This window comes from Clostridium sp. AM33-3 (assembly GCF_003480315.1).
GTDB lineage: Bacteria > Bacillota > Clostridia > Lachnospirales > Lachnospiraceae > Brotaphodocola.
Genome location: NZ_QUIV01000013.1, coordinates 50,758 through 63,270, shown reverse-complemented (window position 1 = coordinate 63,270; position 12,513 = coordinate 50,758). Strand labels below are relative to the sequence as shown.

The 12,513-nt window shown below is 53.0% G+C and carries 12 protein-coding genes; 11 read left to right on the top strand and 1 reads right to left on the bottom strand.

All coding sequences use genetic code 11. The annotated features are described in order from the left end of the window. The first annotated feature begins 16 nt into the window (after window positions 1-16). The 11 genes from DW819_RS09315 to DW819_RS09265 all read left to right on the top strand — a co-directional run bounded on the left by DW819_RS09315 (window position 17) and on the right by DW819_RS09265 (window position 10,854). On the top strand, window positions 17-742 hold the full coding sequence (locus DW819_RS09315) for a nucleotidyltransferase family protein (protein ID WP_118733049.1): 726 nt from the start codon (window positions 17-19) through the stop codon (window positions 740-742). Further along, a complete protein-coding gene (locus DW819_RS09310; RefSeq protein ID WP_118733048.1) occupies window positions 736-1,806 on the top strand; it encodes a GHMP kinase in 1,071 nt (356 codons plus the stop codon). The genes DW819_RS09315 and DW819_RS09310 overlap by 7 nt, the downstream gene beginning before the upstream one ends. A gap of 9 nt (window positions 1,807-1,815) precedes the next feature. Continuing rightward, window positions 1,816-2,397 (top strand): D-glycero-beta-D-manno-heptose 1,7-bisphosphate 7-phosphatase, encoded by a 582-nt coding sequence (gmhB, locus tag DW819_RS09305; protein ID WP_118733047.1) that lies wholly within the window; start codon window positions 1,816-1,818, stop codon window positions 2,395-2,397. Beyond that, complete coding sequence (locus tag DW819_RS09300) at window positions 2,363-3,016, top strand: SIS domain-containing protein (protein ID WP_118733046.1); 654 nt, start codon at window positions 2,363-2,365, stop codon at window positions 3,014-3,016. Before gmhB ends, DW819_RS09300 begins: the two co-directional genes overlap by 35 nt. Before the next feature lie 4 nt (window positions 3,017-3,020). Then, window positions 3,021-3,809 carry a glycosyltransferase family 2 protein gene (locus DW819_RS09295; protein ID WP_118733045.1) on the top strand — a complete coding sequence of 263 codons (789 nt, stop codon included), beginning with the start codon at window positions 3,021-3,023 and terminating at the stop codon, window positions 3,807-3,809. A gap of 84 nt (window positions 3,810-3,893) precedes the next feature. Then, window positions 3,894-5,771: a hypothetical protein gene (locus DW819_RS09290; RefSeq protein ID WP_118733044.1), complete on the top strand. Its 1,878-nt coding sequence runs from the start codon at window positions 3,894-3,896 to the stop codon at window positions 5,769-5,771. A gap of 29 nt (window positions 5,772-5,800) precedes the next feature. Next, the gene (gene rfbF, locus DW819_RS09285) at window positions 5,801-6,577 is read left to right on the top strand and encodes a glucose-1-phosphate cytidylyltransferase (RefSeq protein ID WP_118733043.1); all 777 of its coding nucleotides are present in this window, start codon (window positions 5,801-5,803) and stop codon (window positions 6,575-6,577) included. Between the two features lie 60 nt (window positions 6,578-6,637). Then, on the top strand, window positions 6,638-7,696 hold the full coding sequence (gene rfbG / locus DW819_RS09280) for a CDP-glucose 4,6-dehydratase (protein ID WP_118733042.1): 1,059 nt from the start codon (window positions 6,638-6,640) through the stop codon (window positions 7,694-7,696). Between the two features lie 14 nt (window positions 7,697-7,710). Continuing rightward, on the top strand, window positions 7,711-9,048 hold the full coding sequence (gene rfbH, locus DW819_RS09275; RefSeq protein WP_118733041.1) for a lipopolysaccharide biosynthesis protein RfbH: 1,338 nt from the start codon (window positions 7,711-7,713) through the stop codon (window positions 9,046-9,048). Window positions 9,049-9,070: 22 nt separating this feature from the next. After that, a complete protein-coding gene (locus tag DW819_RS09270) occupies window positions 9,071-9,916 on the top strand; it encodes a LicD family protein (protein ID WP_118733040.1) in 846 nt (281 codons plus the stop codon). Beyond that, window positions 9,916-10,854, top strand: coding sequence for a glycosyltransferase family 2 protein (locus DW819_RS09265; RefSeq protein WP_118733039.1), 939 nt, complete (start codon window positions 9,916-9,918; stop codon window positions 10,852-10,854). The genes DW819_RS09270 and DW819_RS09265 overlap by 1 nt, the downstream gene beginning before the upstream one ends. A 22-nt stretch (window positions 10,855-10,876) precedes the next feature. On the opposite strand, the gene DW819_RS09260 is transcribed toward DW819_RS09265, so the two are convergent. Further along, on the bottom strand, window positions 10,877-12,433 hold the full coding sequence (locus tag DW819_RS09260) for a BCCT family transporter (RefSeq protein ID WP_118733038.1): 1,557 nt from the start codon (window positions 12,431-12,433) through the stop codon (window positions 10,877-10,879). Window positions 12,434-12,513 lie beyond the last annotated feature (80 nt).

The following is a 12,513-nucleotide window of genomic DNA, read 5'->3' as shown; positions in this document are numbered from 1 at the left end:
CTAAGGAGAATATACAATGCAGGCAATTTTACTGGCCGGTGGTCTGGGAACCCGGCTCCGGAGCGTGGTAAGCGACCGCCCGAAGCCTATGGCCCTGATCGGAGAGAAGCCATTTATGGAGTATGTGGTGCATGAGCTTTCCCGCCATGGCATCACAGATATCATCTTTGCCGTGGGCTACAAGGGTTCCATGGTGGAGGAGTATTTCGGGGACGGAAGCGGCTTTGCCGCACCGGACGGAACTCCCATCACGGTTCATTATGCTTACGAGGAAGAACTTCTCGGCACAGCCGGAGCCATCAAAAATGCCGGCAGATTTGTCACGGAGGACAGCTTTTTTGTCCTGAACGCGGACACTTTTTATCAGATTGACTACAGCCGCCTGGTGACCATGCAGCAGGAGTCTGATCTGGATATGGCACTGGTGCTCCGGGAGGTGCCGGATATTTCCCGGTACGGGGCAGCGGTTCTGACAAATGGCCGCCTGACCGGTTTTAACGAAAAAACTGCCCAGGCGAAGCCGGGCACCATCAACGGCGGCGTGTATTTGATGAAGCGCGCCCTGCTTGACGAAATCCCGGCAGGAAAGGTTTCCCTGGAAAATGAGATGATCCCGAAGTGGCTGTCTGAGGGCCGTCCGTTAGGCGGTTTTGTAAATGATGGTTACTTCATTGATATTGGTATTCCGGAGGCTTATTATCAGTTTATTGAAGATGTAGAGAGAGGAGTAGTGGTATGGTAATCAGGGGACGGGCACCGCTTCGCGTCAGCTTCGGCGGCGGCGGTACGGATGTGGCACCCTTCTGTGTGGAGCAGGGCGGCGCCATCATCGGCAGCACCATCAACAAGTATGCGTACTGTTCCATCGTTCCGAGAGAGGATGATCAGATTATCGTACACTCTCTGGACTTTGACATGACAGTCAAATATAACGCGAAGGAAAATTTTGTCTACGACGGACGGCTGGATCTGGTCACCGCTGCTTTAAAGGCCATGGATATCAACCAGGGCTGTGAGGTTTATTTACAGTGTGACGCGCCGGCCGGTTCCGGCCTTGGAACCTCATCTACTGTTATGGTTTCGCTGTTAACGGCTATGGCGCGCTGGAAAGGCGTAGAGATGGATGCATACCGCCTGGCGGACCTGGCTTATCAGGTTGAGCGTGAAGATTTAAAGATTGACGGCGGTTATCAGGATCAGTATGCGGCTACCTTCGGCGGCATCAACTTTATTGAATTCCATGGCCGCAACAACGTGGTGGTCAACCCGCTGCGCATTAAGAAGGACATTCTGCATGAGTTGCAGTATAACCTGCTCTTATGCTACACAGGCAATATCCATGTGTCTGCGAATATCATCAAGGACCAGGTGAAAAACTACGAGAAGAAGGACGCCTTTGATGCCATGTGCGAGGTGAAGGCCCTGGCCTATGCCATGAAGGATGAGCTGTTAAAGGGAAATCTGCACAGCTTCGGAAAACTGCTGGATTATGGCTGGCAGAGCAAAAAACGCATGAGCAGCAAAATCACAAACCCGCAGATCGATGAGCTTTACGATGAGGCCATCAAGGCCGGGGCGCTGGGCGGCAAGCTGCTTGGCGCGGGCGGCGGCGGTTATCTTCTGATGTACTGCCCGTACAATGTCAAGCATAAGGTGGCAGCCCGCATGGAGCAGATGGGCGGCCAGATGGCAGACTGGAACTTTGAGCTGCGCGGCGCCCAGTCCTGGATCGCAGATGAAAACCGCTGGAATTATAATGAGGTGAAGGTACATCTGCCGAACGGAGATTACGAATTTAAATTATAAGGATATTTTATGGAAAAAGTAATATTTCTGGACCGGGACGGTACATTGAATGAAGAGGTCAATTACCTGCACCGGAAAGAAGATCTGGTGCTCCTTCCGGGAGTGCCGGAGGCCTTGAAGGCTTTTAAGGACCAGGGCTACAGGCTGGTGGTGGTCACCAATCAGGCAGGCGTGGCCCGCGGCTATTATACCGAGGACGATGTAAAAGAGCTGCATCGTTATATGAACGAACTGCTGGCCGGACAGGGAGTGAAGATTGATGCGTTTTACTACTGCCCGCACCATCCGGAGCATGGAATCGGAAAATACAAGGTCCGGTGCCACTGCCGCAAACCGGAAACAGGCATGTTCGAGATGGCAGAACAGGATTTTGCGGTTGACAAGGCATCCTCCTGGATGATCGGTGACAAGCTGATCGATATGGAAGCGGGCCGCAATTACGGAGTCCGTACTGTGTTAGTGGGAACCGGCTACGGTGCCGGAGTCCATGAGGAACAGAAGAAAAAGGGAGACTTCCCCTATGACCTGTACGCAGACGATTTACTGGAGGCATACAATGAAATTAACAGAGAAACAGCAGGAAATCTTTGAGGAGCTGTTTGTACGCTATCCGGTTCTTGAGAAGAACCGGGAGGATATTTTAAAGGCATATGAGGTTCTGGAGACCTGCTACCGCACAGGCGGAAAGCTTCTGGTAGCCGGAAACGGCGGAAGCTGCGCGGACGCGGAGCATATTGTCGGGGAACTGATGAAGGGCTTTCGAAAGCGCCGCCCGTTAGACGAAGCACTGCAGCACAGTCTGGCCATGGAAAACATAAGCCATGGGGCAGATCTGGCCCGCAGTCTTCAGGGCAGCCTGCGGGCCATTGCACTGGATGGACATCCGGGACTTTCCACGGCCTTTGCCAACGATGTGGACGCGGATATGATCTTTGCCCAGAAGGTTTGTGGATATGGGGACAGGGATGATGTATTCCTGGGGATATCCACCTCCGGAAACTCTAAAAATGTGGATTACGCAGTGACCGTTGCGAAAGCAAAGGGCTTAAGCGTCGTCGGCCTGACCGGAAAGGATGGCGGCCTGCTCGGAAAGCGGGCCGATGTGGCTGTCATCGTTCCGGAGACGGAGACCTTTAAGATCCAGGAACTGCATCTTCCGATCTATCATGCACTGTGCCTGATGCTGGAAGAGGCCTTCTTCGAGGAGTAGGAATATGATGAGTCATACTTTTGCAATCTGTGCCTATAAGGATTCGCCCTATCTGGATGCCTGCATCCATTCCCTGAAGCGGCAGTCGGTGAAGTCAAAGATCATTCTCTGTACCTCTACACCAAGTCCGTTTCTGGAGGCTATGGCAAGGATCCACGACATTCCGCTGTATGTGCGGGACGGAAAAAGTGACATTCAGGATGACTGGAACTTTGCCTGTGAAAAGGCGGATACCCGCCTGGTGACCATTGCTCATCAGGATGACTGCTACCACCGGGATTACGCGGCCTGGGTGCAGCGGTGCTGGGAACGATACCCGGACACCACGGTGTTCACCACAGACTGCGCGATCTTAAAGGGTGAAGAGCTGCAGAGACCGGGCATGATCCAGTTTATCAAGATGCTTCTGCGTCTGCCGCTGCGCCTGCATGGACTGGCAGACCGGACCTTTGTGAAAAAGGCAGCGCTGGTGTTTGGCAACCCGATCATCTGCCCTTCCTGTACTTATGATAAAGAGGCGCTCGGCACGCCTCTGTTTGACTCGCCCTATAAATTTGCGCTGGACTGGGATACCATGTGGAAGCTGGCGGCGCGGCCGGGCCGTTTTATCTGCGTGGAACGTCCGCTGATCCGTTACCGGATCCATGACGGAGCTACCACAAAGGCCTGCATTCAGGATCACCGCCGCGGGACAGATGAGACAGCTATGTATGAGAAAATCTGGCCAAAGCCGGTGGTGAAGGTACTGATGCACTTTTACCGGAAAGCGTATGCGGCTTACGATAACGCGTAAGAGCCTGCAATGACCGGAACGCAGCAAAGGAAAGCGCCGTGCTTCAGGGCCATCCGGACTGCAACAAAAAATTGGAGTATAATTATGGAAAAGATGGAATTTAGCGGAAAGCAGAGGGCGGAGGCCATGCAATACCGGTGGACGAAACGGGCAGATGTCTGGAAGACGGAAGCCCTGGTCCTGATCCTGCTGACTGCCTTTACGTTTGTGATCAACCGTCACATGGAGATCAAGGGTCTTTACATGGACGATCTCTATCAGTGGTTCTGCTTTAACGATAACCCGTTCTTCGCGGCGGTGTTTACCAGCGGCGGGACACGTTTCCGTGCCCTTTACAATCTGGCGGCATGGACAGAAATGAAACTTTTCGGCACCCATGTAAACTGGTATGTGCCCTTTAACATTGTGCTGAACTCCTGTCTTGCGTACAATCTTTACCGCATGGCAAAACGGTTCAGCCATTCTGCGTATGTGGGAATTTTATGTGCGGTCATGTTTCTGATGTCCCGTATGTCCTACTACCAGATCGGCCAGGCGCTGGGGCTGATGGAGACCATGGCCATGTGGATGGCGCTGGGAATCCTGTATTTCCTGCTGGAGTTTCTGGGCGAAACAGATGAGGCGGCTACGAACCGGAAGTTTTACCTGGCGGTGGTTCTTTATTTCTGTGTCTGCCTGGTGCATGAGCGCTATATGGTGTTGCTTCCGCTGTTTTACTTTTCCCTGATCTTTCGGCTGTCAAGGAACTGGAAGCTCTGGGCGGCTCCAACTGTTGGATTTGCCCTGATCCAGCTTCTGCGGTTTGTTTTTATCGGCACCATCTCCCCTCCGGGGACCGGCGGAACCGACGTGGTAGATACCATTTCCGTGAGCTCTGTGCTGCACTTTGTGTTAAGCCAGATTGCCTATATCTTCGGAATCAATGCAGGACCGGAGCACTTAAATGGACAGAACTTCCGGGAAGCGCCGCTGTGGGTGATCATTCTCATTGCCCTGGCAGATCTGATGATCGCGATGCTGGTGCTAGCCTTTCTGATCCGTGTGATCCGGAAGGGAAAGAAGATGGTTCCGTACTTGCAGAAGGCATTCCTGTTTGTGGCATTTATCGGAGCCTGTATCGTCTGCTCCAGCGTGACCATCCGCGTGGAGATGCGCTGGGTCTATGTTTCCCTGGCGGCAGCGCTGCTATTCCTTTCCTGGATGTACGGCAGTCTGACGGAGCAGATGGCAAAGCGTGGGCGCTGGATCCAGGCACTTCCGTACTTAAGCCTGTTCACGCTCTATGTGCTGTTCATGCTTCCGGTGGAGCATTATTACCGCGGCCTGTTTCCGAACCTTTATTACTGGGCTGACCAGGAGCACTATAATGCTCTGGCAGAAGAAACCTACGGACAGTACGGTGTCGGGATCTTTGGAAAGACCATCTACATTGTAGGGGACAAATTCGAGATGGATGATTTCACCCAGGCGGAGTTTTTCCGGGTATTCGACCGGTTAAACCGCGATGACTGTGTGAGGGTCGTTCATATTAAGGATCTGCGTGACATTGGTCTGATTACCGATGACATGCTGGTGATCCAGGAGGATCCGGAGAACAACCGGTTCCAGGATATCACCCATGCGGCATCCCTGTTTAAGTGCCGCCCGATCTACGGCTTTTATGATGATGGCTGGTTAGATGAGAGGGCATCCGTCCAGGTGATGGCCGGAAGCACAGGAGAAATTCATTTAAGCTTCAACTATCCGCGGGATCTCACGGATGACCAGTGGCTGACCGTGTATGTGGACGGTGAGCCGGCCGAGTACATTAATTTTACGGAGCAGAATGAGGAGTGCACGATCCAGGTGAATCCGTATCAGCCGGTGACCCTGCGGTTTGAGAGCAATTTCTATGTGCCGAATGCACTGGAAAAGCGCGGTGTGACACGGCTGGCCGTGCTTCTGAAGATGACTGCGGATTAAAATACAATGAAACATACGGAGGAAAGAAGATGAAGGTTGTAATTCTGGCAGGCGGTCTGGGAACCCGGATCAGCGAAGAGAGCCATTTAAAGCCGAAGCCAATGATCGAGATTGGCGGACGTCCGATCCTGTGGCACATCATGAAATATTATTCCGAGTTCGGATTCCATGATTTTGTGATCTGTCTGGGCTATAAGCAGTATGTGGTAAAGGAGTTCTTTGCAGATTATTTCCTGCATACCTCCGATGTGACCTTTGACCTGGCTAACAACAGGATGGAGGTTCACAACAACTATGCGGAGCCGTGGAAGGTAACGCTGGTGGATACCGGTTTAAATACTATGACCGGCGGCCGTGTAAAACGTATCCAGCCTTATATTGGCGATGAGCCGTTTATGCTGACCTACGGTGACGGTGTGTGCAACGTGGATTTAAAGGGACTGGTGGAGTTCCACAAGTCTCACGGAAAGACCGCGACCATCACGACCGTCAGCATTGACCAGCAGAAGGGCGTGCTGGATATCGGTCCGGACAATACAATCCGCTCCTTCCGAGAGAAGGCAGCATCTGACGGCGCCATCATCAACGGCGGTTTCATGGTGCTGAATCCGGAAGTTTTCTCCTATCTGAAGGATGATACCACTGTGTTTGAACAGGAGCCGATGACCCGCCTGGCAGCAGAGGGACAGCTCATGTCCTTCTATCACGATGGTTTCTGGCAGTGCATGGATACGCAGCGTGAGATGCAGCTTCTGGAGACGTTGTGGCAGTCCGGCAACGCACCATGGAAGATCTGGAAGGAATAAAGAAAGCTTGCTGAAATATCTGGCTGCCGGAACAAGCGGCAGCAGCAGGGAGAGAATACAATGAAGTATGATTTGAATACATGCAGGGATTTTTATCAGGGAAAGCGCGTTCTGGTGACCGGTCACACCGGCTTTAAGGGCTCCTGGCTGTGCCGGATCCTGACACTGGCCGGTGCGCAGGTGACCGGTTATGCGGCCGAGGCACCGACCGACCCGGCCCTGTTTTCGATTGCCGGGCTGGCGGATACCATGGACAGTGTGATCGGAGATATCCGGGATTTGGGGCATCTGAAAGAGGTCTTTGACCGGGTACAGCCGGAGATCGTGCTGCATCTGGCTGCACAGCCCATCGTGCGGGATTCCTACAAGGATCCGGTCTACACCTATGAGACCAATGTGATGGGCACGGTGAATGTGCTGGAGTGCGTGCGCCTGACGCCTTCCGTGAAGTCCTTTTTGAATGTGACCACCGACAAGGTGTATGAGAACCGGGAGTGGGAGTATGGATACCGGGAGTGCGATCCGCTGGATGGCTATGATCCGTATTCCAACAGCAAATCCTGTTCCGAGCTGGTGACTCACAGCTATCAGAAGTCCTTCTTTGCGGACGGACACTGTGCCATTTCCACTGCCAGGGCCGGAAATGTGATCGGCGGCGGTGATTTTGCCAACGACCGGATCATCCCGGACTGTGTGCGGGCCATGGAGGCAGGCAGGGAGATCGTGGTGCGCAATCCCTATTCTACCCGTCCGTTCCAGCATGTGCTGGAGCCGCTGTTTGCTTATCTGGAGATTGCCCAGAAGCAGTACGAGGATCTGGCATACCAGGGCTATTACAACGTGGGCCCGGATGAGTGCGACTGTGTGACCACTGGCGAGCTGGTAACCCTGTTCTGCGATCTCTGGGGCGAGGGCGCTTCCTGGGTAAACCGCCATGATGGAGGTCCGCATGAGGCAAACTTTTTAAAGCTGGACTGCTCAAAGCTCAAGAAGACCTTTGGCTGGAAGCCCCACTGGCACATTCAGGATGCCATCGGGAAGACCATTGTCTGGTCGAAAGCGTACCTGGCCGGTGAGGATATGCGGAAGGTGATGGATCGGCAGATCGGAGAATATTAAAGGAGAGTAATAACATGGAAAAAACACAGGAGCAGGCACGCCAGGAAATTCTTGACCTGGTAGCGGATTACTGCAGAACCTATCATATCGATAATAAGAAACCTTACAAGCCGGGCGACCGCATTCCGTATGCGTCCCGTGTGTACGATGAAGCCGAGATGGTGAATCTGGTGGACAGCGCTCTGGAGTTCTGGCTGACCTCCGGCCGCTATACTGATGAGTTTGAGGCGAAGCTGGCTGAGTATCTGGGCGTGCGCTACTGCGCCCTGGTAAACTCCGGCTCCTCCGCAAATCTGGTGGCTTTCATGACTCTGACTTCTCCGCTTTTAAAGGAGCGTCAGGTGAAGCCGGGAGATGAGATCATTACCGTGGCAGCAGGCTTTCCGACTACTGTAACCCCGGCCATCCAGTATGGTGCGGTTCCAGTGTTTGTGGATGTAACCATTCCGCAGTACAACATTGATGTGACGAAGCTGGAAGAGGCCTATTCTGAGAAGACCAGGGCAGTCATGATCGCCCATACTCTGGGCAACCCGTTTGACTTAAAGGCTGTAAAGGAGTTCTGTGACCGCCATAACCTGTGGCTGATCGAGGACAACTGTGATGCCCTGGGAAGCCGCTATACCATTGACGGCGTGGAGAAGTTTACCGGCACCGTGGGTGACATCGGAACCTCCAGCTTCTACCCGCCTCATCACATGACCATGGGTGAGGGCGGAGCTGTCTATACCGATAACCCGCTGCTGAACAAGATCATCCGCTCCTTCCGTGACTGGGGACGCGACTGTGTCTGCCCGTCCGGCCGGGATAACCTGTGCGGACACCGCTTCGACCGCCAGTACGGCGAGCTGCCGCTGGGCTACGATCACAAATACGTGTATTCTCATTTCGGCTACAACTTAAAGGCCACCGACCTTCAGGCATCCATCGGATGTGCGCAGCTTGACAAGTTCCCGGGCTTTGTGGAGCGCAGACGTCATAACTTCGACCGGCTGAAAGCAGCGCTGGCTGACACCACCGGCAAGCTGATCCTGCCGGAGCCGTGCGAGAACTCCAGACCGAGCTGGTTTGGTTTCCTTATCACCTGCAGGGAAGGTGTGGACCGCAACGCAGTAGTTCAGTACGTGGAGAAGAAGGGCGTACAGACCCGAATGCTGTTTGCAGGTAATCTGACCAAGCATCCGTGCTTTGACCAGATGCGTGCAAAGAAGAGTGGCTACCGTGTGGTGGGTGAATTAACCAACACCGACCGCATCATGCAGGATACCTTCTGGGTAGGCGTTTATCCGGGCATGAGCGATGAGATGATCGATTATATGGCAGCAACGATCCGCGAAGCCATCAACCAGTAATACCCGGAAAAGAGGTCGGACAATGCAGTACGATTTAACAAAGGTCCATGAGATCAACCTGAAGATTTTAAAAGAGATTGACCGGATCTGCAGAAAATACAAGATTAAATATATGCTGGACGGCGGCACATTACTTGGTGCGGTCCGCCACAAGGGCTTTATCCCGTGGGATGACGACGCGGATATCGCCTTTACGAGAAACAACTATGAGGCATTTTTAAAGGTAGTAAGACGGGAGCTTCCGGATACCATGGAGCTTCTGATGCCGGAGGATTTCCAGGGTGGAAGGGCTTTCTTCGATTTTACGGCCCGGGTCATCTACAAAAACAGCCGCCGTCATGAGGATTCACCTGAGGTACAGTATTACGAGGGAAAGCTGAACCATCTGTGGGTGGATCTGTTCATCATTGACGAGCTTCCGCAAAGCAAGGCGGCAGCAGGCTTTACCCGGCTGCTTCACAAGAGCATCTATCTTCTGGCCATGGGACACCGGTATCATCTGGATTTCTCCAAGTACAGCCTGTTCCATAAGCTGGCGGTAGGCGGCGGTTCCGCAGTCGGAAGACTGGTTCCGATGAAGCTGATCTTTAAAATGCAGCATGCAGCAGCTTTGAAGGACAAGCATGGTTGCAGCAGCCTGCGCTATTACAGCAATTACCAGCCGGATTACCTGTATGTGACCATTCAGAAGGAATGGTGCGAGGAGATTACCGACATCGAGTTTGAGGGCGAGACGCTGATGGCATCGAAGTATGCTCATGAGGTTCTGACCTGGGTGTACGGCGACTACATGAAGCTGCCGCCGGAGGCAGAGCGGGTACCGGCCCATTCCACAATAGACATTCAGGTATTTGACGAGGAAGCATAATGGAAAAGAAATTATCGGTAGTCGTATCGGTATACAACGAAGAGCAGGCACTGCCTATGTTTTACGAGACAACAAAACTGATCCTGGAGATCCTGCCATGGGATTATGAGCTGTTGTTTGTCAATGACGGAAGCCGGGATGACAGTCTTTCCATCCTGCGGGAGTATGCAGCCCGGGATGAAAAAGTGAAGGTCGTATCCTTCTCACGCAACTTTGGCCATGAGGCGGCCATGATTGCAGGCATTGATTACGCGGACGGAGATGGCATCGTCTGTATGGATGCGGACCTGCAGCATCCGCCGGAATGTCTGCCGGAGATCGTCCGGAAATTTGAGGAGGGCTGCGGAGTTATCAGCATGGTGCGGACGAAAAACAAGTCTGCCGGGCTGATCAAGAACATCACTTCCGCCGGATTTTACCGGGTTATCAATACTCTTTCCGATGTGAAGTTTGAGCCTAACGCATCGGATTTTTTCGCGATATCAAGGGAAGCAGCCGAGGTGCTGCGGAAGAACTACCGGGAGAAGGTGCGGTTTTTGCGCGGCTATGTGCAGAGCATCGGATTTCAGAAGACGACGATTACCTATGAGGCTCATGACCGGGTAGCGGGAGAGAGCAAGTACAGTATCAAAAAGCTGCTGGTCTTTTCTCTGAACACGATCATGTGCTTCTCCAATCTGCCGCTGAAGCTTGGCATCTATGCCGGGGCTTTTGCGGGACTGCTGGGGGTGGCGGTAATGATCTACACACTGTTCACCCGTCAGGGTGCGCCCAGCGGCTACGCTACCATCGTGATCTTAAACTGCTTTATGTTTGCGATCCTGTTTCTGATTGTGGGCATTATCGGAGAGTATATCGCGATTCTGTTCAGCGAGCTGAAGGACCGGCCAATTTATATCGTGCAAGAAACACAGAATGTGGAGAAAAAATCTGTGTGAGGGAAAAGAAAATCCGCCGGAGTTATTCCGGCGGATTTGCCTGCTCTTTCAGGTAGGCATCGGCATCTTTAAAGAAGGATGAGATAATCAGCAGCATGATGATCCCCACCGGGAAGGCCGCGATGATGGATACGGTCTGCAGATTGGACATGGAGTTTTCCGAGAAGATCAGTGCCAGCGGCAGCAGGATCAGGAAAATGGCCCAGAACAGCTTCACATTCCGGTGCGGCTCCTCATCGTTCTGCAATTCCTTATAGGTGTAGGTAGATGCCACCATGGTGATGGAGTCAAAGGATGTGGAGTAAAAGGTGATCATGCACAGTACCAGCAGAACGAGCACGGCCTTGGAGAGCGGAAGCTGCCCCAGGATATCCAGGATGGCATGATACAGGTTTCCGTCTGCGGCATAGGAGGAGAGCACATCCAGCTTTCCGTGCATCTGCAGGCCGAGACCGTAGTTTCCCATAATAATGAAAGAAGTAAAGGTTCCGGAGAGGCCAAACACATAGCCGCCCAGGATGACCTGGCGAAGGGTACGGCCCTTGCTGATGGAGCCGATGAAGAACGGAACAGCTACACACCAGACCATCCAGTAAGCCCAGTAGAAAATGGTCCAGGTCTGCGGGAAGGATGAGGTACGGAGGGAGTCGGTCCAGGTGGCAAGGCCGATAAAGTTCTGGGTCAGGTTTCCCAGAGCAGTTATGCCTTCTTCAATGATGAAGCGGGTCTGGCCGCCGAAGAAGAAGACATAGGCCAGCAGGCCGAAGAACAGCCAGGTACAGGTGGCAGCGGAAAGCTGCACACCCTTCATGCCGAAGTAGACACTGAAGGTATAGATCGCGCAGACGATCACCAGGATCACCAGAGTGAGTCCGGTGCTCTGCGGGATGCCGGTTACGCTGCTGATGGCACCGGCCAGGAGCGGTGTTGCCAGGGAAAACGTGGTGGCAGTTCCTGCCAGGAGCGCAAAGACCGCAATCAGGTCAATAAGCTTTCCGGCAATACCGTCTACTTTATTTCCAAGAACCGGACGGCAGGCCTCAGAATATTTCTGTCTGGTCCGTTTGCGGACATGAAGCATGAAGCCGAAGGCTGCGGACAGCACCAGATAAAAGCCCCAGGGGATCGGTCCCCAGTGAAACAGGGGATATGTGGCAGCCCATTCGTGGAGTGTGCCCATCTCAGCCGTGTGCGGGTCTGAAGCATACAGGATCCACTCACAGCAGGAATAGAACAGGATGTCGGCAGCCAGGCCGGCAGTGAAGATCATGGAGCCCCACTGAAAGCCGGAGTAAAGTGGCTTATCCGTTTCACCCAGGCGAATTTTTCCAAACCGGGAAAACGCGATATAGAGGGAGCAGACAAAGACACCAAGTCCAATGATGAGGTAATAGCTACCCATCTCATCACCCAGGAAATTGCGGATGGCGCTGATGGTGTTAGTGGAGCTCTCAGGACTTACGACAAACCAGGCACAGAGCGCCAGAATGCATAAGAAAGGAACCAGTGTGGTGAACCAGTCAATCTGCCGGAACAGAGATGTCTGTCTGGCAGTAGTGGGATTAGTGTGATGTTTCATAACGGCCTCCTGTTCAAAAAAACTTAAAATTGAATTATATTGAACATAATAGCACCGCAATGCGGAAAAAGCAAGGGGAT

Excerpts from the sequence above, each read along its gene's own strand:
- DW819_RS09315 (WP_118733049.1), top strand. The coding sequence starts at position 17 with ATGCAGGCAATTTTACTGGCCGGTGGTCTGGGAACCCGGCTCCGGAGC.
- DW819_RS09310 (WP_118733048.1), top strand. The coding sequence starts at position 736 with ATGGTAATCAGGGGACGGGCACCGCTTCGCGTCAGCTTCGGCGGCGGC.
- gmhB (WP_118733047.1), top strand. The coding sequence starts at position 1,816 with ATGGAAAAAGTAATATTTCTGGACCGGGACGGTACATTGAATGAAGAG.
- DW819_RS09300 (WP_118733046.1), top strand. The coding sequence starts at position 2,363 with ATGAAATTAACAGAGAAACAGCAGGAAATCTTTGAGGAGCTGTTTGTA.
- DW819_RS09295 (WP_118733045.1), top strand. The coding sequence starts at position 3,021 with ATGATGAGTCATACTTTTGCAATCTGTGCCTATAAGGATTCGCCCTAT.
- DW819_RS09290 (WP_118733044.1), top strand. The coding sequence starts at position 3,894 with ATGGAAAAGATGGAATTTAGCGGAAAGCAGAGGGCGGAGGCCATGCAA.
- rfbF (WP_118733043.1), top strand. The coding sequence starts at position 5,801 with ATGAAGGTTGTAATTCTGGCAGGCGGTCTGGGAACCCGGATCAGCGAA.
- rfbG (WP_118733042.1), top strand. The coding sequence starts at position 6,638 with ATGAAGTATGATTTGAATACATGCAGGGATTTTTATCAGGGAAAGCGC.
- rfbH (WP_118733041.1), top strand. The coding sequence starts at position 7,711 with ATGGAAAAAACACAGGAGCAGGCACGCCAGGAAATTCTTGACCTGGTA.
- DW819_RS09270 (WP_118733040.1), top strand. The coding sequence starts at position 9,071 with ATGCAGTACGATTTAACAAAGGTCCATGAGATCAACCTGAAGATTTTA.
- DW819_RS09265 (WP_118733039.1), top strand. The coding sequence starts at position 9,916 with ATGGAAAAGAAATTATCGGTAGTCGTATCGGTATACAACGAAGAGCAG.
- DW819_RS09260 (WP_118733038.1), bottom strand. The coding sequence starts at position 12,433 with ATGAAACATCACACTAATCCCACTACTGCCAGACAGACATCTCTGTTC.